The organism is Aquimarina algiphila, assembly GCF_007489275.1.
Lineage (GTDB): Bacteria > Bacteroidota > Bacteroidia > Flavobacteriales > Flavobacteriaceae > Aquimarina > Aquimarina algiphila.
In genome coordinates this window covers 53,130-73,827 of record NZ_VLNR01000018.1, presented here as the reverse complement: position 1 = coordinate 73,827, position 20,698 = coordinate 53,130, and the positions used below count along the sequence as shown (strand labels likewise).

19 protein-coding genes are annotated in these 20,698 nt (G+C 32.7%); 8 read left to right on the top strand and 11 right to left on the bottom strand.

What is annotated here, in order from left to right; all coding sequences use genetic code 11:
* Positions 1–37: 37 nt before the first annotated feature.
* The 10 genes from FOF46_RS10675 to FOF46_RS10630 form a co-directional block, all read right to left on the bottom strand.
* On the bottom strand, positions 38–964 hold the full coding sequence (locus FOF46_RS10675) for a sterol desaturase family protein (protein ID WP_143916453.1): 927 nt from the start codon (positions 962–964) through the stop codon (positions 38–40).
* A gap of 118 nt (positions 965–1,082) precedes the next feature.
* Positions 1,083–1,904 carry a hypothetical protein gene (locus FOF46_RS10670; RefSeq protein ID WP_109434785.1) on the bottom strand — a complete coding sequence of 274 codons (822 nt, stop codon included), beginning with the start codon at positions 1,902–1,904 and terminating at the stop codon, positions 1,083–1,085.
* A gap of 128 nt (positions 1,905–2,032) precedes the next feature.
* Positions 2,033–2,458, bottom strand: coding sequence for a VOC family protein (locus FOF46_RS10665; RefSeq protein ID WP_109434786.1), 426 nt, complete (start codon positions 2,456–2,458; stop codon positions 2,033–2,035).
* A gap of 46 nt (positions 2,459–2,504) precedes the next feature.
* The gene (locus FOF46_RS10660; RefSeq protein ID WP_143916452.1) at positions 2,505–3,461 is read right to left on the bottom strand and encodes a YybH family protein; all 957 of its coding nucleotides are present in this window, start codon (positions 3,459–3,461) and stop codon (positions 2,505–2,507) included.
* A gap of 100 nt (positions 3,462–3,561) precedes the next feature.
* Positions 3,562–4,431, bottom strand: a complete 870-nt coding sequence (gene rluF, locus FOF46_RS10655; RefSeq protein WP_143916451.1) for a 23S rRNA pseudouridine(2604) synthase RluF — start codon at positions 4,429–4,431, stop codon at positions 3,562–3,564.
* Positions 4,432–4,495: 64 nt separating this feature from the next.
* The gene (locus FOF46_RS10650) at positions 4,496–5,509 is read right to left on the bottom strand and encodes an SIMPL domain-containing protein (RefSeq protein ID WP_143916450.1); all 1,014 of its coding nucleotides are present in this window, start codon (positions 5,507–5,509) and stop codon (positions 4,496–4,498) included.
* A 200-nt stretch (positions 5,510–5,709) separates the two neighbouring features.
* The gene (locus FOF46_RS10645) at positions 5,710–6,549 is read right to left on the bottom strand and encodes an alpha/beta hydrolase (protein WP_143916449.1); all 840 of its coding nucleotides are present in this window, start codon (positions 6,547–6,549) and stop codon (positions 5,710–5,712) included.
* Complete coding sequence (locus FOF46_RS10640; protein ID WP_109434791.1) at positions 6,546–6,914, bottom strand: cupin domain-containing protein; 369 nt, start codon at positions 6,912–6,914, stop codon at positions 6,546–6,548. Before FOF46_RS10640 ends, FOF46_RS10645 begins: the two co-directional genes overlap by 4 nt.
* Before the next feature lie 11 nt (positions 6,915–6,925).
* The gene (locus tag FOF46_RS10635) at positions 6,926–7,492 is read right to left on the bottom strand and encodes a hypothetical protein (RefSeq protein WP_143916448.1); all 567 of its coding nucleotides are present in this window, start codon (positions 7,490–7,492) and stop codon (positions 6,926–6,928) included.
* Between the two features lie 41 nt (positions 7,493–7,533).
* Positions 7,534–9,066, bottom strand: coding sequence for a helicase HerA-like domain-containing protein (locus FOF46_RS10630; protein WP_143916468.1), 1,533 nt, complete (start codon positions 9,064–9,066; stop codon positions 7,534–7,536).
* A gap of 111 nt (positions 9,067–9,177) precedes the next feature.
* Between FOF46_RS10630 and FOF46_RS10625 the strand changes: the two genes are divergently transcribed.
* Positions 9,178–9,633 (top strand): RidA family protein, encoded by a 456-nt coding sequence (locus FOF46_RS10625; protein ID WP_143916447.1) that lies wholly within the window; start codon positions 9,178–9,180, stop codon positions 9,631–9,633.
* A 50-nt stretch (positions 9,634–9,683) separates the two neighbouring features.
* Positions 9,684–10,331 carry a 7-carboxy-7-deazaguanine synthase QueE gene (locus FOF46_RS10620; RefSeq protein WP_235010909.1) on the top strand — a complete coding sequence of 216 codons (648 nt, stop codon included), beginning with the start codon at positions 9,684–9,686 and terminating at the stop codon, positions 10,329–10,331.
* 1,624 nt (positions 10,332–11,955) lie between these two features.
* Here the strand turns inward: FOF46_RS10620 and FOF46_RS10615 are convergent.
* Positions 11,956–12,489 carry a DUF2911 domain-containing protein gene (locus FOF46_RS10615; protein ID WP_109434795.1) on the bottom strand — a complete coding sequence of 178 codons (534 nt, stop codon included), beginning with the start codon at positions 12,487–12,489 and terminating at the stop codon, positions 11,956–11,958.
* Between the two features lie 259 nt (positions 12,490–12,748).
* Between FOF46_RS10615 and asnB the strand changes: the two genes are divergently transcribed.
* The 6 genes from asnB to FOF46_RS10585 all read left to right on the top strand — a co-directional run bounded on the left by asnB (position 12,749) and on the right by FOF46_RS10585 (position 20,594).
* Complete coding sequence (gene asnB / locus FOF46_RS10610; protein ID WP_109434796.1) at positions 12,749–14,434, top strand: asparagine synthase B; 1,686 nt, start codon at positions 12,749–12,751, stop codon at positions 14,432–14,434.
* A 405-nt stretch (positions 14,435–14,839) separates the two neighbouring features.
* Positions 14,840–16,780, top strand: coding sequence for a DNA topoisomerase (ATP-hydrolyzing) subunit B (gyrB, locus tag FOF46_RS10605; protein WP_143916446.1), 1,941 nt, complete (start codon positions 14,840–14,842; stop codon positions 16,778–16,780).
* A gap of 110 nt (positions 16,781–16,890) precedes the next feature.
* Positions 16,891–17,889, top strand: a complete 999-nt coding sequence (locus FOF46_RS10600) for a DUF6588 family protein (RefSeq protein ID WP_109434798.1) — start codon at positions 16,891–16,893, stop codon at positions 17,887–17,889.
* Between the two features lie 86 nt (positions 17,890–17,975).
* Positions 17,976–18,902: a malate dehydrogenase gene (gene mdh / locus FOF46_RS10595; protein ID WP_109434799.1), complete on the top strand. Its 927-nt coding sequence runs from the start codon at positions 17,976–17,978 to the stop codon at positions 18,900–18,902.
* Positions 18,903–18,978: 76 nt separating this feature from the next.
* Positions 18,979–19,914, top strand: coding sequence for a SecDF P1 head subdomain-containing protein (locus tag FOF46_RS10590; RefSeq protein ID WP_143916445.1), 936 nt, complete (start codon positions 18,979–18,981; stop codon positions 19,912–19,914).
* 53 nt (positions 19,915–19,967) lie between these two features.
* The gene (locus FOF46_RS10585) at positions 19,968–20,594 is read left to right on the top strand and encodes a hypothetical protein (protein ID WP_143916444.1); all 627 of its coding nucleotides are present in this window, start codon (positions 19,968–19,970) and stop codon (positions 20,592–20,594) included.
* Positions 20,595–20,698: the final 104 nt, after the last annotated feature.

Below are 20,698 nucleotides of genomic sequence, written 5' to 3'. Positions count from 1 at the left end.
TTGTAAGTATTCTTGAGAACTTTAAATATAGTTATTTTTATAACGCTTTTTGTTTTTTAAGTTCTCTTTGCATCTGTTTTACGGTAAGTGTACTTCCATCATGACTCCATCCAGGAGGGCCAAATATGTACATGAATTTGTGATACCAGTTTTTGGATTTTTTGGTATCATTCCAAATGTCTTTATATTCATGAGTAAGGATTACCCAGGGATTATATGAGTTTGGGGCATGAGTAACACCATATTGTATTTCAATATTTTCATCTAATGGTTTCCAGGTACCAAATATTCTATCAAAAATATTTAAAAATCCACCATGATTTTTATCCATGTATTCTACATTTTTGGCGTGATGTACCTGATGCATGGTATGCGTATTAAATATTGTTTCTATAAAACCCATTTTTGGAATATAGACAGAATGAAGTTGAAATTGCCATAATGCTTCAATTCCTAGGCATACCACTACCATTTCTGGAGGGAAACCTATCGCAGGCATCCACATATAGAATAGGGGTTTATATAAAAGAGTAAACCATCCATTACGTACTGCGGTACCAAGGTTAAAGTTATCAGAGGAATGATGTACAATATGTGCTGCCCATAAAGCCCTTACCATGTGATTTTGTCGATGGAACCAATAATATGTATAATCATCAGCAAGCTGACATAGAAGCCAAACATACCATGCATATCCAAAAGATTTCCATCCCATAATGTTAGTTCGGACTCCGTCGATTTCGGGATTGAAAAACTCATAAACAAAATGAAAAAGGACAATTGAAAAAACGGTTTTGATCAGAGGACCTAATATAGCAGATCCAACACCCATAGTGAGACTTGCTGTTAAATCTTTCCAATTGTATAAATTCTTATGGTCATGAGTTTTGCTATAGGTTAATTCCAATAAAATTAGACCTAAAAAACAAGGTACTCCGTAGACCAAGGGGCTAGTAAAATCCATCTTTCTTTTTCTATTTATTCCGGGGGCGGAATATAGTGAGAATTTCTTAGTAAACCTTTAACAAAGTACCTGTAATTACAGAAAAACTAAACTTTTAACGATTGTCTAAGGAAAAAGATTATTTTACATTTAATAAGGCATTATATGCATCAAGAACATTTTGTATTGCTTTTTTTTCAGCTTTACTTATCGTCTTTGTATTTAAATCGTCTTTACCAACAAATTTTATCTTAGCTACTTTACTAGAAGCAATAGCTTTAATCATTGGCATATCCAATTCTTTAATTACTCGATCTAACCACTCCCTTTTTCCGCCAGATTCTTCTTTTGAATTAAATTCTCCTGGAGTAGCCTCTTCTATTTCAAAAGTTTTCCCGTCCACATCTATTTCCATTCGTTGTATGAATAACCAATCTTTTTTGGTAAAATGATTTATAGATAACCCTAACCAAGGTTTGCGCTTTTCTTTTTTACCAATATATGTCTGAATGTAACTCTTATCATTTGATTGAGTAGAAGAATTATCAGAATACCAAGTTACTTCATTAGCTACATCATATTTCTTTTTCATATTAGAAAGTGCCTTTTGGTAGGCTTCATTATTGCCTTCTTTCTGATCTTCTTTTTCTAAAGCTTCAGCATTTGCAAGAATTTCTTTTTCTACTTTTTTTAATAATTTTTTACCTTTTTTACCTTCACTCGAATTAGGAAATTTTTCAACCAAAGCTTTTAATCGATCTCTACTTTTGGTATAATCCAAATTGTCATAATATTCATTTGCTTGCTCAAGAATTTGATGGGGTGTGAGTTGGCATTCTGCAATCTTTTGTTTTAAATTTTCGTTTTCCTTCTTTAGTCTATCAAATTCCTCTTGAGGGACGCCACAACTAACAGCAAATAGTAATGATAGTGTATAGATTATTAAACTTGTATTTTTCATAGATGGAGAGTATTTTATAGTCTATATTAGTGTTGTTTTTATATTAAGAATTATCATCAATATACTAAAAAAGTCCAAAAACTCATAATTTTATGTTAAACGGATTTTTTTGTTATTCGTTTAATAGATTATTTTTGGAATATTAAGGAACTGTCTTTAAAAGATTTAAATTCTAAAGCATTGCCACAGGGGTCATAAAAAAACATTGTAGCTTGTTCTCCAGTTTCTCCTTTAAATCTAATATAAGGCTCAATTACAAATTGCACTTTTTTTTCGATAAGTTTTTCTGCGAGACTTTCCCAGGTTTCCCACTCGAGAATAATTCCAAAATGGGGAACAGGAACATCTTTACCATCTACAGGGTTACTATAGTTATCTTCAGAACTGAGTTTGGGTTTATAATGAATTACAAGTTGGTGACCAAAAAAATTAAAATCTACCCAATGATCACTACTTCGACCTTCTTCAAGTTCTAGAATGGTATTGTAAAAATTTCTGGCTGCTTGTAAATCATGTACCGGAATCGCAAGATGAAATGGAGATAATATGCTCATTGTAAAGGTAGAATTAGTAAGTATTTATTAAAAAAATGAATTCTGATTAATCTTTTATTCTGTTCCATATATCCAGATACATTTTCCATTCATTGTTTCTTTTTTTCCAGATGACTACGTATTTTCCTTTATATGATATTTCGGTACCATCATCATTTTTATTCTTCCCCTTATATATTCCATAATCATGGGCTGTATCACCAAGAATTACAATTTCCTCAGGGATGATCTCATGTTCTATAGGAGTGTATCCTGATGATCCTGACCATCGTTTTTTAATGGCTTCATATCCTTCTATGATAGGAGCATTTGTAGGGAAAATTTTGCCATTATTGGTATAGGCTTTTGCTAAAGCTTCATAATCTTTTTTTAGGTAGGATGCAGAAAACGCTTTTGCCGCGGCTTTAATTTGTTCTTCATCAGAAAGTTTTTGAGTTTTTTTTCTTTTTTTACAGTCAATTTTCCATGTTGGAAAAGAAATAGTTTCTTTTGTGTCTACCCATTCACCTATCCACTTATAGCTATCATTATTAATATCATAAAAGCTAAGTTTATAGAAGCCATCTATACCATTGGGAGCTTTTTGTTTTTTATATAAAACAATTTTCCCTTCTTTTTTATTTCCTTCCCAGACAGATAAAACGGTCGTAGGTTTTGCAGAGGAGTAATAATGTACGTACCATTTACTACTATCTGCAATAAACTGCCGGATACTTCCAGAATGCTTACCATCTGCTTTATTGGTTTGATCCTGAACCGCCATTCCGTTCATGATATATTTAAATTCCCAGGTCATTTTAACGGGCTCTGCCCATGTTTGATCTTGATTTCGAGTTTGGGATAAGCAGTCACATAACCCGATAAGAGGAGCAAAATCCAGAATTTCTTTAGGAGCATTTGGATTAGGTTGTCCAAAGGGATATGCTTCAGATGGTTCATATTCAGTTTGACCCCATGCGGTGATGTTAAATAAAAAAAACAGAAAGAAAACAGACCTTACCATTTGGTTTATAGATTGATTAGTAAGGTAATTTACTTATTTTGAGAAAGTGATAAACTTTAAGAAGACGAAATTAGGATATAATTAACAACAATAATAAGATTTAATTTCTTCGATCTCTACGTCTTCTGCTTCTTGGTTTAGAAGTACCTTTTTCAGGAAATGTTTTTCTTTTGGAATTATTTCTGAAATTTTGTTTTGACTGATTATTGTGACGTGATGGTTTTGATTCTTTTATTACTGAAGCCTCTTCTGTTTTGCTAGAATCCCCTACATCGGTATTAATGATACGTAATTCTTCATCTGTCAAATCTCGCCATTCTCCCACCGGAACGTCTAGTATTACATTCATAATCCTGATTCGTTTTAGCCGTACTACATCATACCCTAAGTATTCACACATTCTACGAATCTGCCGATTAAGTCCTTGTGTTAATACAATTCTAAAATCATATTTATTAATCTGTTCTACTTCGCACTTTCGGGTTACTGTATTAAGAATCGGAATTCCGTTCCCCATTCTTTTTATAAATTCTGGACTGATCAACTTATTTACAGTAACCAGATATTCTTTTTCATGATTATTTCTAGCCCTAAGAATTTTATTCACAATATCTCCATCACTAGTTAAAAAGATGAGGCCTTCACTAGGTTTATCCAATCTTCCTATTGGGAAAATACGTTTGGGGTAATTGATATAATCAATAATATTATCTTTTTCTTCCTGCGATGTAGTACAAACAATACCTACGGGTTTATTAAAAGCGAGATAAACATGTTTTTCCTTGGGACCATTAATTAATTCTCCATCAACATGCACGATATCATCTGATGAAACTTTGGTTCCCATTAAAGGAACTTCTCCATTAATGGTTACTCTTTTTTGATCTATTAGCTTATCTGCCTCGCGACGAGAGCAATACCCTGCCTCGCTAAGATATTTATTAAGTCTTGTGAACGTTTTTTCAGACATATAATTTAAATAATATACAAAGATAGTATTTAAAGATGATGGTTGTCATAAAATCATGATGCTATTAGTTCAATTGTAATTCTTTGATGTTAACATTTCCATCTGGTGAAATTAAAAAGTATTTTGGTTTTATAATTTCTTTCTCGACTGGCTTTTGTTCCTTTGGTTTTGGAGTATATTGTAGTTTTATTTCCATACCTATTTGTATAACAGGTTCTACTATTGAAGAATTTATGACCATATCATAATCTTTATATGTGATAGGATCATAATAGTATGTAGTTTGTTTTTTTGCTGTTACGATTCCTTGTTTTTTATTAAATGTTTCTAAAGAAGTGCTATTAAAAGCCTGATAATTCTTATAAAACTCCTTGGGGAAATGACAATACTTGGTGTCTGCAATTATTGGCTCATATGATGTTAAGTCAAAACCTAAATCGGTATAAAATTGTTGTTTTTCTTTTAAAGTTTTCAGAATTTCTGCTCGTAGTTGTTTGTATACAGCTTGGATATCATTTATAAAGTAATCTACTTTGACAAGATTGTAAATCTCATTATTTGCACAGGCAGAAAGTATTTTTTCAAACTGATTTACATTAGTGAATTTTATATGAAGGTTTTGTTGTAATTCAAAACCTTTAGGTACTTCATTGTATTTTTTGCTGAATAGTTTTTTTTCTACAACCGTTTCATATATAGGAACAAATGATATTACATCGATAATAACATCTTCTCCTAAAACACCTTTACTTTGTAGTTCCTTTTTTACTTTTGCGACTCTCTCTTTCATAAGTGTATTAGTTTCTTGTGAAGTTTTTCCAATTTGCACGATGTTAAAAATCGCAGTATAAGAATCAGCAACGATATTGTTTAATACTTTGGTGTCGATTGTTATTATAGGGTTTGGTACTAGGTTTTTTTGCCTGAATTGCTGTATTTGACCTCCGTAAATATCAGCATTTGCTAATTCTGCAGGAACCATTACATTTTGCCTGGAAATAATTGTTGCATTTCCTCTGATTTGAGCTGTTACAAAAGAACTAGAGAAGACTAATAAGATATAAATTATATTTTTCATGATTTCAATTTATTGTAAATCTATATTGAAGATAGTTTTGAAGAAAACAATAATGAGTGAACAATAGATATCAATTAGGGAAGTGTTCTTTTGAAAAAGATATTTTTATAATTGTTTATTTTAATAGCAAATATGAACGAGTAGGAAGGTATAGAACAAGTAGGAAGACAATATAGCTATACTATTAAATTTATTAAAACTTAGGCTTTTAAAAAGTCAATAATCATAGTATCTACTTCATCAAAGAATAACGAATGACCAAAATCTTCTGTAGAGATAAATTGAACTCCATTCCAGTTTTTATTAATACTTTGAGCTTCTGTATATGGTGCAATTTGATCATTGATGTCGTGAATAAGCAAACCTGGAGCTTTTAAGCTTTTTGCAAAATCAGAAGCAGAAAATTCTTCAAAATAGTAACCGTGTTTATCCTTAAAATATTGATTTAGGGCAGTCATAAACTTAGAAGAGAGCCTTAATATTTTTTGATAATCTTGCATAATTCTGGATAACTCTGATGGAGGGGCAAGTACAATTAATTTTTCTATTTCCTGATCTGGATACAGATATTGCTGAAATATGGTTGTCATTCCTCCTACAGAATGGCCTAAAATATGATTGGGGCGATATAATTCTATAATCTTTTGAAGGCATTCTGTATATAGTGGTACATTTAATAATTTACCAGAAGAATTTCCGTGTGCTGGTGCATCAAAGGCAACGACATTGTAACCTTCTTCCTGTAATTTTAGAATAAGTGTTTTCCAACGATGTGTATTACTTTCCCACCCATGAACCATCAATATGGTTTCTCCAAGATTAGACCATCTATAGGTTTGGATATAGGTGTCATCAACTACTACGACCTCATCTTCTGCTTCTTCTAAAAAGTACTCTTGTTCTGGTAAAACTTTTCCTTTTCTGGGAGTGCAAAATAGGATATACGCTTTGTGAATAGCCTTTTTTGGATTAAAAAAGAACAGGAGTTGGAGTTGTTTTCCAATAAGTAGCGGAAGGTATTTTTTAAATTTTTCTTTCATTCATCTTCGCGATGTACAGCTTCCATTGTAAATGCCGGAAGACAAATGGCAAGATACTCACATTCTTCATCAAAAGGGTTAGCGTATTGAATCCTTGTGTTTTTTTCAATCTTTATAGATTGTCCGGATTCTAATATTATTTTTTCTCCTTCGATTGTAAATTGTTTTTTGCCTCTTATAATATAGGTGTATTCATCAAATTCGGGTGTTTGAAAAGGTTCACTCCAATGAGGAGGAGCAATCATATGGGCAATGCTAATTTGAGAGTTTTGATCTGTTGCATTACCAAAATGTTCCTCAATTAATTTTCCATCAGTAGTAGGTACAACAAATGGTGATTTTTGGATACTATATTTTTTTTGCATTCTTCTATCCTTTAATTGTTACCCCAACTTATCCAGAAATTCTTGATTTTTGAAGAATCAGGTATATCTGCTTCTTTTATTTCGATATCTGTGGTGCCACGAAACTTTTGAGGTAATTCTTTTTTATCTATAGTAAAATATGCCTGAATACTATCTACAAATATCACAGCAGTGCTTAATGTGTTATTGATTTTTGAGACTTTATAATGATCCTTAATGTCCTTAAAAACTCCATTAGAAGATAACCCAGCTGGGGTTTTATATCTCGGATCAATTATTTCAATACTTTTGATAATAGAACTAGGACTTGATTTTTCATCAGTTTCCAGAATTAAGAGTTTAGTACCTCCTTTTTCATAGATTTCTATTTCGTTTGCATAACCGATAGACTGATCTCCCGGAGTTCTTTTGGCAATAGAGTCTTTTGCAAAAATAGAGTCCAACTCTTTAACTTGTATTTCATTAGTTAATAGTCCTATTCTGTTAGTAGTGATTTCAAAAGGGTCTTGCTTTTTGTCATTCTGACAACTAAAAACAACTAATGAAATAGCAAAGACTTGAATAATTTTTTTTATCATGATAAGTTGATTAAATAATTTCATTTTAATAGTAACGTAAATTATTTCAATAACTTATTAAGTACACCCAAAGCGCCTCTAATAAAAGTAGCACTAGTCAATACTTTTATAATAGCTTTTTCTGTAGTACTGGTTCTTTTGCTTCTAGAGCTGGAAGAAGAACTTCTTTTTAGTTTTTCTCTTTCTTTTTTAGCAACAGCTTTTGCTTCTTCGGCTTCTGCACTTTCTATTTTTTCATTTAAAAGCTCATAAGCACTTTCTCTATCAATTTCTTCGTTATACTTAGGTATAAGTTTTGATTTTTTTAATAATGTCTTTAATTCATCATCCGTTAATATATCCATGCGACTCATAGGAGCCCTAAGCATTGTAGCTGCTAATGGAGTAGGGCGCCCTTTTTCATCAAGAGCGGATGTTAATGCTTCTCCAATTCCTAAAGAGGTCAATATTTCTTTGGTATCATAATATTCAGAAATAGGATAATTCTCAGCAGTGAGTTTGATGGCTTTTCTATCTTTGGCAGTAAATGCTCTAAGTGCATGTTGTACTTTTAATCCCAATTGGCTTAAAATTCCGTCAGGAACATCTGTAGGATTCTGCGTAACAAAATAAAGCCCAACTCCTTTGGATCGGATTAATTTGACAATACTTTCTATTTGATCCATTAATGCATTAGAAGCTTCTTTAAAAATTAAATGTGCTTCGTCAAGAAATATGATTAGCTCTGGTCGTCCGCTATCTCCTTGTTCAGGAAATGTACCATATATCTCAGCAAGAAGACTTAACATAAATGTTGAGAATAATTTAGGTTTATCTTGGATGTCGGTTAGTCTAATAATATTGATTATCCCTCTGCCATTTTCATCTATTCTACATAAATCCTGAACCTCAAAAGAGCGTTCGCCAAAAAACTGATCTGCACCTTGTTGCTCCAGTTCGACAATCTTTCTTAGAATAGCACCTGTCGATGCGGTAGAAATTCTTCCGTAATCTTTTTCTAGTTCTTTTTTACCTTCTTGCGTAGCATATTGTAATACCTTTTTTAGATCTTTTAGGTCCAAAAGGGGTAATTTATTATCATCACAGTATTTAAATATAATCGATATGATTCCCGCTTGAGTTGTAGTAACATCAAGAATTCTTGAAAGTAAAACAGGTCCAAACTCACTTACAGTTGCACGAAGACGAACACCATCTTGTTCAGAAAGAGAAAGAATCTCTACAGGAAATTCTTTAGCTTCAAAAGGAATGCCTATTTTTTCATGACGTTCATCAATTTTGGGATGTCCTGGGCTTGCTGCTGCAATTCCGCTAAGATCTCCTTTGATATCCATTAAAAGTACTGGTATTCCTTGTTCACTTAGATTTTCTGCAATTACCTGAAGAGTTTTGGTTTTACCTGTTCCCGTTGCCCCTGCAATTAAACCATGGCGATTTAGCGTTTTTAGAGGTACTTTTACGTGTGCATTTGTAATGGTCTCTCCATTATATATTGCTGCTCCCATAGTAAGAAAATCTCCCTTGGTAGTATACCCTTTGTTAATGTGATCTAAAAATGCTTGATTGTCACTCATGATTTGATTGTAATTTTTCATAAAAATAGGAATCTTAACTTTTCTATTAAAATTATAAGTTACTTTTAATGAAAGTAAATCGTATTACTAAACTTTATTATACTTTAATTCATGAAAAAAATAATAGCAATTACTTGCCTCTTTGTATTCTTAGTAGGTTGTGGTACTGATTCTTCAACATCTTCAGATACTGTAGTTTTTCATAAAACCCATGAGCCTAAAAAATCAAATGCTCCTTTTTCTGATGCTGTTCAGGTAGGGAATTTGTTTTTTCTTTCAGGACAAGTCGGTATGGATCATGGTGTAAGAAAGTTAGTGGAGGGAGGAGTGACGGCAGAAACCAAACAAACTTTAGAAAATATTAAAGCGGTTCTAAAGGAACACGGTATGAAAATGGAAGATGTTGTGAAGTGTACTGTGATATTAGCAGACATTGAAGATTTTTCTTCCTTTAATGAAGTATATAAAACATATTTTCCGCAGAAACCTGCACGAACTACTTTTGCTGCAAAAGGTTTAGCTGTTGGTGCTAAAATAGAAATAGAATGCATAGCAGTAAAGCAATAATTTTGTTATAATATTCGATTTATAGTTTTGTCTTATAATTCTTTTATCTTATGTACCTTTGCAGCCTTATGCAAGAGAGTGTACAAAAATTGGTGAATGATGGTAAGATGCTTCCTTTAATGGAAGAGTTTTATACCATACAAGGGGAAGGTTTTCATAAAGGAACAGCAGCATATTTTGTTAGAATAGGCGGTTGTGATGTTGGATGTCATTGGTGTGATGTAAAAGAGAGTTGGAACGCTGACCTGCATCCTCCTACAGATACAGGCTTAATTATAGAAAATTCTTTGAAATATAGTGATGTAGTAGTTGTTACTGGTGGTGAACCTTTAACATGGGATATGAGTTTGTTAACCCAGGGCCTTAGAGATAGAGGAGCAAAAACTCATATAGAAACTTCTGGAGCTTATGCTTTGACAGGAGAATGGGATTGGATTTGTCTTTCCCCCAAGAAAGTAAAACTTCCTAAAGAAGAGATTTATCAAAAAGCCCATGAATTAAAGTGCATTGTCTATAATAAAAGTGATTTTGCTTTTGCAGAAGAGCAAGCTGCTAAGGTTTCTGATCACTGTATATTATATCTTCAACCAGAATGGAGCGTTCGCGAAAAAATGATTCCAATGATAGTGGATTATGTTATGAAAAACCCAAAATGGAAGGTTTCTCTGCAGACCCATAAGTATCTTAATATTCCATAATCAAGTATATGTGTTATACAAAACATCATGACTTAATTAAATAATAAAAAAGACGAAATTACCTTTCGTCGAAAGTAAATGCCGGTTTAATCTGCCTTTTTGATTAACCAGCGATTTTTTGCGGTTACAAGAGTGTATATCCTATAAATTTGTAAGTGTAATTAAAAATCAGGATGTTATGAAATATTTTACTACTATTTTCGGATTAAACTTTAATGTTGTCATTAGTTTTTTAAAAGAACTACCAGGAGCTTCACGATACGCGATGTATAAATAATAAGAAATTAATATGAGTATGTTTTCATATTATGCATTGTCATATGTTTTGAACCTTTAATAAGAGATTGTTTAAATAAAACAATCTCTTATTTATTTGAAAAGTAAAAAACCTATTTAGGTTTATTTTTTTGAAGTACTTATTCTTGTATGTCTCTGGAAATCTGTTAATTATTTAACAAAAATCTTGTATTTTTTAATGTCTTTAATTAAATTGATTGAGAATTAATATTTAATGAATCACATATGGGGACATTTTTTACTTTTAAAGGGCTTATTTTTAAAAACATTATTAAATTCTTGAAAGATCTTCCGAGAGCATCTGCTTATGTGATGCGAAAGTGATGAAGACTACTTTTTAGACATTGAAATATTTGTTAAAAACATAAAAAAAAGAGACTGTCCCCCAGCGGTGTATAGTCTCTTTTTTTATATTTGTAATGAAGGGGAAATAATAGTATTTAGAAATAGCTGACCGGTATTGATATATCATATGGCTTTTTTGTAAATCTGAGGGGGTTTAATTACTAGTTTTAAAGAATCAAAAAGGGGGAGAAAACCCCTTAAATACAACTTTTTCATGTGGGAAATTTCTTTAAAATAAAGTGGTTGATAGTTCATTTTTATACCTCACGTCGTTTCTAAAATGCTTTATATCTAAAAACCTTGTTTGAGAAGTGTTAATTTTTTTATCTCAAATGAGATGAGTGTTATCTTTGTACAACAAATTATAAATCAAAAGATTATGAGGCTATTTTACGGTATTTTGGTTATAGATGTAAAGGCATTAAAAGCTTTTTTAAAGCAATTGCCATCGGCTTGCAGTAATGCAATCCATAGATAATTTTTTAAAAATTGTTGAGGGACAATTTTTGGAAATTAAAAAGAATAGTTTGTTGATTACAAAATGAAATTAGGGGGAAATTACCCCATTTTCCTAGTAAAAAATAACAAGCTGATTAGAATGGAAAGTACTAGAATTGAGATTTTTGTGTTTGTTATCGATAAAATCTTGATTTATATCTAAAATGCATAAATAATTATTGAAATCACATCATATTGGTGTTATATTTATGTAGTATTTAATTAATTTAAAAATAACATATGGGGCTATTTTACACGAAATTTAGATTAACTTTTAGAGTCGTAATGGATTTTCTAAAAGAGTTACCTGGAGCGTCTGGTCACGCTATCCACAGATAACTAAAAAAAGAGAGGAGATAATATCTAATCTCTGTTGGGGGAATCATTAGTATCAACAAATACTATATGAGGTAAAAAATAGCATGAAACGTCCGAAGTTTCATGCTATTTTTTTATTGGTTTTTTTAAACTCTAAGTTTCTTGTTTATAGGTAAAAAGGAACTTCTACCCGAGCTTTGTCCCATCCCATAACCATATGGTACCCTTTGTCAACTTTTTTGAAAGCTATAGAAAATACTTCTAATTCCTCTCCACTTGCAGCTGGAACCTTAATTCTTGCAACATCTTTGCTTTCATCATAAGTATATGCTCCCCAGCTGTCTAGGTCAGAATTTAGAATTATAGTCCATTCCTTCTCTCCAGGTATTGTAAATAATGAATATGTACCTGCCTTAACAGTTTTATCTCCCATTTTTACATCCTGAAAGAATTTAATTTCTGTAGCTTCATCAGCACCAGTTCTCCAAACCTTGTCGTAAGCGGCTAAATTACCAAAAATTTGACGACCTTTTTTTTGTGGGCGACTATATACAACTTTGATTTCTGGTTTAGCACTTCGGTCTTTCTTTGCATAAGAAATGTCGGTAGGGCTTTTTTGTAACCCAGCAAATTTTTGAGCATTTACAGTTGATAATGTTCCTATCAACATAATTGCAACTAATAAGATTGATTTTTTCATAAGAGTGATTTTTGTTTTTATGACAGACGTAAAGATATACTCGAACTTACAAGCGAAATGTTAATCGTATCTATAAATTGTGTTAAATGTTGTTTGTGACAGTTTGATAGTATTTATAAAGGTATTGCTTAATATTTGTTTCATTTTTATGGTTATAGTGTTTTTTTAGTTATAATTTGTAGTCTATTTAAGCTTTATTGTTTTTATAATGTAACTATAAGTACATCTTTGACTTCTCAAATCATAGAAAAAGAAGAATATGTGTGGAATTGTTTGTGCTTTTGATTTAAAGCAAGATTCAGAGGTTTTAAGACCTCAATTACTGGAGATGTCAAAAAAAATTCGTCATAGAGGTCCGGATTGGAGTGGGATATATTCAAATGAACATGCGATATTGGCGCATGAGAGATTGGCAATTGTTGATCCGGTGTCTGGTAAACAACCTCTTTTTAGTGAAGATAAGAAGTTAGTGCTTGCTGCTAATGGAGAAATTTATAATCATAGAGAGATTCGTAAGCAATTCGAAGGAAAATATAATTTTCAGACAGAGTCAGATTGTGAAGTGATATTAGCTTTATATAAGGAAAAAGGTGCTGATTTTTTAGATGATCTGAACGGTATTTTTGCATTTGCTTTGTATGATGTGGAGAAAAACACATACCTTATATCAAGAGATCATATGGGTATTATTCCTTTATATATGGGATGGGACCAAAATGGTAGCTTTTATATAGGTTCAGAATTAAAAGCTCTAGAAGGAGTATGTACAAAAATAGAATTGTTTCCTCCTGGGCATTACTTGTCTGGTGAAGAGGGGGAATTGAAAAAATGGTATGTAAGAGACTGGGAAGACTATGAAGCTGTAAAGGAAAATCAAACAAGTATTGATGAGCTTAGAGATGCGCTTGAAGCAGCTGTTCATAGACAATTAATGTCTGATGTTCCTTATGGAGTATTGTTGTCTGGTGGATTAGATTCTTCGGTTACTTCAGCTATTGCAAAAAAATATGCAGAAAAACGAATAGAATCAGATGATGTAAAAGATGCCTGGTGGCCAAAATTACATTCTTTTTCTGTTGGATTAGAAGGATCTCCAGATCTTGAGGCAGCACAAAAAGTGGCAGATCATATTGGTACCGTTCATCACGAAATTAAATTTACAATACAAGAAGGCCTTGACGCTATAAAAGATGTTATTTATAATTTAGAAACCTACGATATAACAACAATTAGGGCGTCGACTCCAATGTATTTGATGGCTAGAGTTATTAAGTCAATGGGGGTGAAAATGGTACTTTCTGGAGAAGGAGCTGATGAGATTTTTGGAGGATATCTTTATTTTCATAAAGCACCAAATGCTAGAGAATTTCATGAGGAGACTGTGCGTAAACTTGATAAACTTCATATGTATGATTGCTTGCGTGCAAATAAATCACTTGCCGCATGGGGGATCGAAGGACGTGTACCATTTTTAGATAAAGAATTCATGGATGTGGCCATGAGAATTAATCCAAAAGATAAAATGATTAATGGAGAACGAATGGAGAAATGGGTTATTCGTAAGGCTTTTGAGTCATATTTACCAGAAAGTGTGGCTTGGAGACAAAAAGAACAGTTTTCTGATGGGGTTGGATATAGTTGGATAGATACTTTAAAAGAAGTAGTTGAAACAGAAGTAACGGATGAACAAATGGCAAATGCACACTTTAGGTTCCCGATTCAAACTCCTCAGAATAAAGAAGAATTCTATTATCGTTCAATTTTTGAAGGGCATTTTCCTAGTGATGCTGCAGCTATGAGTGTGCCTCAGGAGCCATCGGTAGCATGTAGTACAAAAATAGCATTAGAGTGGGATGAAGCTTTTAAAAATATGAATGATCCAAGTGGCCGAGCAGTAGCTAACGTACACGAAGAGGCCTATGAAGCCGAAGAAGTCGTGCAATAAACATACAATTTATTTTTATTACTAACTAGAAGTTGAGTTAATTGAGATGTAAAGCCCTGAGAAGAATTTCTTGGGGCTTTATTATTTAAAAGGAAATTTACTTAGAATTATCTTTTATGTCTTTTCTTTGAGTTTTGTAGGCGTAATAGTGAATTAATGTATTGTATTCATTTTGAAGTGTCTAGGTTATTAAATCAGAAAAGGCTTTAAAATGTTATTATAATCTTAAATTCAATTTAAGGCTGTTTTTATCAGTTTTAAGAGCATTTTTTATTTTTCTGGTACTATTCTTAACTAATTGTTGATAACTCTTTAAATCATCTTTGATAAAACCCTTTTATCCTTTTACTGTTTTTTTATCTTTGTTTGTTGTCAAAAAAATAAAATAATTAATTAAGGGATTTTATGAGCGAAGAAGCTAATAAGAAGAATTACTCGGCAGATAGTATTCAAGCACTCGAGGGAATGGAGCATGTTAGAATGCGACCATCCATGTATATTGGTGATGTAGGGTCTCGAGGATTACATCATTTAGTATATGAAGTTGTTGATAATTCTATCGATGAAGCATTAGCTGGGTACTGTGATTCTATACAGGTAACCATAAATGAAGATAATTCTATTACGACAAGAGATAATGGTCGTGGTATTCCTGTTGGAATTCATAAAAAAGAAGGAGTTTCTGCCTTAGAGGTTGTAATGACCAAGATTGGTGCAGGAGGGAAATTCGATAAAGATTCTTATAAGGTATCTGGAGGACTTCATGGAGTAGGAGTTTCTTGTGTTAACGCTTTATCAGATCATTTGCATGCTATTGTTCATAAAGATGGAAAAGTTTGGGAGCAGGAATATGAGAAAGGAAAGCCTCTTTATCCGGTTAAATCAACAGGAGATACAGATTTTAATGGTACAGTAGTTACTTTTAGACCTGATCCAACAATTTTTCAGCAAACATTAGAGTATAATTATGATACTTTGGCGAGTCGTATGCGAGAATTGGCATACCTTAATAAAGGGATAACTATTACTTTAACCGATAAGCGTCACCAAGATGAAGAAGGGAATAATGTTTTAGAAACTTTTCACTCTGAAGAAGGATTAAAAGAGTTTGTTAGGTTTTTGGATACAAGCCGTAGTTCTATTATTGCTGATGTGATTTCTATGGAGGGAGAAAAGAATAACATCCCAGTAGAAGTTGCGATGATTTATAATGACTCATATGCAGAGAATCTACATTCTTATGTAAATAATATAAATACCCATGAAGGAGGAACTCATCTTTCAGGGTTTAGAAGAGGTCTTACTTCTACACTTAAAAAGTATGCAGATGCTTCTGGGTTATTAGATAAGTTAAAGTTTGAAATTGCAGGAGATGATTTTCGTGAAGGATTAACTGCAATTGTATCGGTAAAAGTTCAGGAACCACAATTTGAAGGTCAGACAAAAACCAAGTTGGGGAATAGAGAGGTGACTTCTGCGGTGTCACAAGCTGTTTCTGAGATGTTAGAAAATTATCTTGAAGAAAATCCTAATGATGCAAAAACCATTGTACAGAAGGTAATTCTTGCTGCGCAAGCACGTCACGCTGCTAAAAAAGCACGTGAGATGGTACAGCGTAAGTCGGTGATGAGTATAGGAGGGTTGCCTGGTAAACTTTCAGATTGCTCAGAGCAAGATCCTGCATTGTGTGAGGTGTTTCTAGTCGAGGGAGATTCTGCAGGAGGAACGGCAAAACAAGGACGTGATCGTATGTTTCAGGCTATTCTTCCGTTACGTGGAAAAATATTGAATGTAGAAAAAGCAATGCACCATAAAGTTTTTGAAAATGAAGAAATCAAAAATATATTTACAGCATTAGGAGTAACGATAGGTACAGAAGAAGATAGTAAAGCATTAAATCTTTCAAAATTACGTTATCATAAGATCGTGATTATGTGTGATGCAGATGTCGATGGTAGTCATATCTCTACATTAATTTTGACATTCTTTTTCCGTTATATGAAAGAATTAATTGAAGCAGGACATATTTATATTGCTGCGCCACCTTTATACTTGGTGAAAAAAGGAGCCAAAAAGCAATATGCCTGGAATGATGATCAGCGTGATATGATTGTAAAAGAATTTGGAGAAAATTCAAAAATACAACGTTATAAAGGTCTTGGGGAGATGAATGCAGAACAGTTATGGGATACGACGATGAACCCAGAATATAGAACTATGAGACAAGTAACCATTGATAATCTTACAGAAGCAGATAGAATTTTCTCTATGCTTATGGGAGATGAGGTTCCACCGCGTAGAGAGTTTATAGAAAAGAACGCTGTTTATGCAAATATTGATGCATAATTAGTGTTTTGATATGATATTAAAAAACCGCCATATATTTGTATGGCGGTTTTTTTTATGGATTTATTAACGTTTTTTCTATATTGCAGAGCCTATTAAACCCAAATCTTATGAAAAAATGTGCTTTACTACTAGCATTACTTCTCGGTCATACAGCTACTTCACAAACAGATATTGATCAAATTCTCGAGATAGGAATAGAGAATGCACAACGCTTTAGTGATGATTATTTTGCTTCGGCAGGAGAGTCACTCATAAATGCAACATCGAATGGATGGTATAATACTGCAAAAGTCAAAAAATTATGGCATTTTGAAGTAGGTATAGTAGGTAATCTGTCTTTTGTCAGAGAAGAGAAACAATCTTTTATTTTAAATGTATTGGATTATGAGAATCTGGCCTTTAGTTCAGGACAAGTAAGTCAGGTAGTGGCTAATGCGTTGGGAACAAATCAAGAAGATATTGTCGTCATAGTAAACCCTGGTCAGGCTTCTGCTTTAGAAGTGGTTTTGCCTGATGGTATTGGGAATGCAGAAATTAATTCTTTACCAAGTGGTTTTATTCAAGGATCTTTGGGGTTAATAAAAAGTACAGAAATTAAATTGCGGTTTTTACCAAGAATAAAAGCGGTAGAAGACGCAGAGATACAGTTATATGGAGTTGGTTTTCAACATGAATTTACTGATTGGGTTTATCCATTAAAAAGATGGCCTGTGCGACTTTCGGCTTTATTGGGGTATACAAATATTAAAGGCTTTTATGATATAGTGGATAGTGGTATTGACGGAGTAGATCAGGAAGTTCGGTTAAATACAAATTCTTGGTTACTTACAAGTATTGTTTCTACCAAATTACCTGTTTTAAATTTTTATGGTGGTTTAGGGTATTATTTTGGCTCCAGTGATGCCGATTTATTAGGGACATACCAGATACAAAATGGCCCCTTAGCTTCTGAAACCGTTACGGATCCTATAAGTGTTAAAAGTAGAACAAACGGAATTAAAGCAACTATTGGTGCAAAAGTCCAATATGGTGTTTTTAAGGCTAATTTAGATTACACATTACAGAACTATAATAACCTTTCTCTAGGGCTTAATTTTGGCTGGTAATTAACATACTATTTGTTAATGAATTCGTTAAAGAATTCGTATTTTCGCGAAACAAATATGTTTAATTACAATCAAAAAAAAATACCATGAAAGTTACAGTAGTAGGTGCTGGTGCAGTGGGTGCAAGTTGTGCCGAATATATAGCAATTAAAGATTTTGCTTCAGAAGTAGTATTGTTAGATATTAAAGAAGGATATGCAGAAGGTAAAGCAATGGATCTTATGCAAACCGCATCTTTAAACGGATTTGATACTAAAATCACAGGTACTACAGGAGATTATTCTAAAACTGCAGGAAGTGATATTGTTGTGATAACTTCAGGAATCCCACGTAAACCGGGAATGACTCGTGAAGAATTAATTGGTATTAATGCAGGAATTGTTAAATCAGTATCTTCTAGCTTAATAGAACACTCTCCAAATACAATTATTATCGTTGTAAGTAACCCAATGGATACGATGACATATTTAGTGCATAAAACTACTAATCTTCCTAAAAGTAGAATTATAGGAATGGGTGGGGCATTGGATAGTGCTCGTTTCAAATATAGATTAGCAGAAGCACTTGGTGCTCCTATCTCTGATGTTGATGGAATGGTAATTGGCGGACATAGTGATAAAGGAATGGTGCCATTAACAAGATTGGCAACTAGAAATAGTGTTCCAGTTTCAGAGTTTATTGCAGAAGATAGATTAGAGCAAGTAGCAGCAGATACTAAAGTTGGTGGAGCAACACTTACTAAATTATTAGGCACATCTGCATGGTATGCTCCTGGAGCTGCTGTATCAGGACTAGTTCAAGCAATTGCTTGTGATCAAAAGAAAATTTTCCCTTGCTCAACCTTGTTAGAAGGAGAGTATGGATTAAATGATCTTTGTATTGGTGTACCTGTAGTATTAGGTAGAAATGGTATAGAAAATATCGTAGAGATCGATTTGAGTGATGCAGAAAAAAGCAAAATGGTAGAAAGTGCAGAAGGTGTTAAGAAGACTAATGGATTGTTAGAACTTTAATAACCCATGTAATATAAAATTTGATAAGAGCTGCTTTATGCAGCTCTTATTGTTTAATATAATAGTACTTATGTATATGACATTTTTAAAAGGAATACTTGTGAGTCTTTTATCTATAAGTGTGAGCTCTTGTAATTTTGGACCACAACCAGATAAAGTGATTAAGATAACCTTAGAATTTGATAGTAATCAGCAATCTGATATAGAAACTAATGCTATTGTCGAAGTGCTAAAGAAAAGAATTAGTAAGGTTTCTAGAGATTTTAATGTAGAGAAAGTGACTAATGGCCATCAGATTGCTATTAATTTGAAAACTCATCATGATTCAGAACGAATTAAGAATTTAGTAACCAACCAGGGTAGGCTGGATTTTTATGAAACGTATCAGATGGAAGAAATGATGAGTTTTATGATGAATGTAAATGATATATTGAAAAAAGATAAAGAAGATGAAAACCCATTGTTTGATCTAGTTAAAAGTCAAGGCTATGAAGGAGGTTCAGTACTCTTTAATGTGTCAGAAAAAGATACGGCTTTAGTACGAACCTATTTATCTGTAAAAGGAGCAGAATCTTCTCTTCCCGCGCAAAGACGATTTGTTAAATTTTTATGGGGAAGAAAAGAAAAAGGTATAGAAGAATTGCCTCTTTATGCCCTGAAGTTAAATAAGCAAGTTAAACCTGCTTTAACCGGAAAGGTTATTAATCAGGCACGTCAGGAATTTGATCAATTAGCAAGACCAACGGTTACTATAGTAATGAACGAAGAAGGGGCTAGAGTATGGGAAGATCTAACCGGTAGAGCCTTTCAGGAAAGGTTTCAGATAGCCATAGTTATTAATGATTTGGTATATAGTGCTCCAGGGGTTATGTCAGGACCAATAATAGGGGGTATGTCGCAAATTACAGGAAACTTTACGGTTGAAGAAGCACAGGATTTTGCTGCTGTTTTAGAGTCAGGATCCATTCCTATGATGACAGTAGTTAATATGGATGTAGAAAAATTAAAATAGATATTTATTTAAAGACTTAAGAAATGAAGTTTTAATTTTTTTATATTTGCCGAATGAAGAAAAAATGGTACTTCGCGATTTTAATCACTGCATTGGCAACACTTGTTGTTATTCAGCAGCAAACCGTAGTACCTAATCAGGAAATTGTATTAGAATTTGTTGATATTGAGGTTACTTCTAAAGAAGCTCAAAATGCGATAACAATTGTAAAGAAACAATTGCAATCCATTGGAGTGAAAAATACCAGAATTTCTAAGGGACTAAAAGATGGTAAGCTCAAAATCGCATATTATAGCGATGCAGATGTAGAGTATATAAAGAGAATACTTTCAGAAGAACAAAATGTAGCGTTGGATCATGTTTTTTATGGTCAAAATGAAAATAAAAATGATAAGCAATTTCCTTTAGATCAAAATTCAAAAGACTATAACCTCGATGTTTATGAAATCCAAAAAAGTACAGATTCTAATGCTGACTTTAATGGTAAATATGTTTTAGAAATAAAACATGAACGTGATGGATATTCTGGCGATAATACATATAGTTTTATTGCAATAATTGATATTGATCATATCAATAGGCTTGTAAAAGTAGCCCAAAAGGTCAATACAAATATTGCAATAGCAATAGATAATACTTCTCGTAATACTCCTGAAGTAAGAGCTGGACCAATTTCTTAATTGGAGTTTAGCATTTTAAAAACTCCTGAAGACTACCCGTATTTTTAAAAGTTAAAAACGAAGAGTAATTCATAGCTCTTAGAAGTTATTTTAATTTTTAAGTA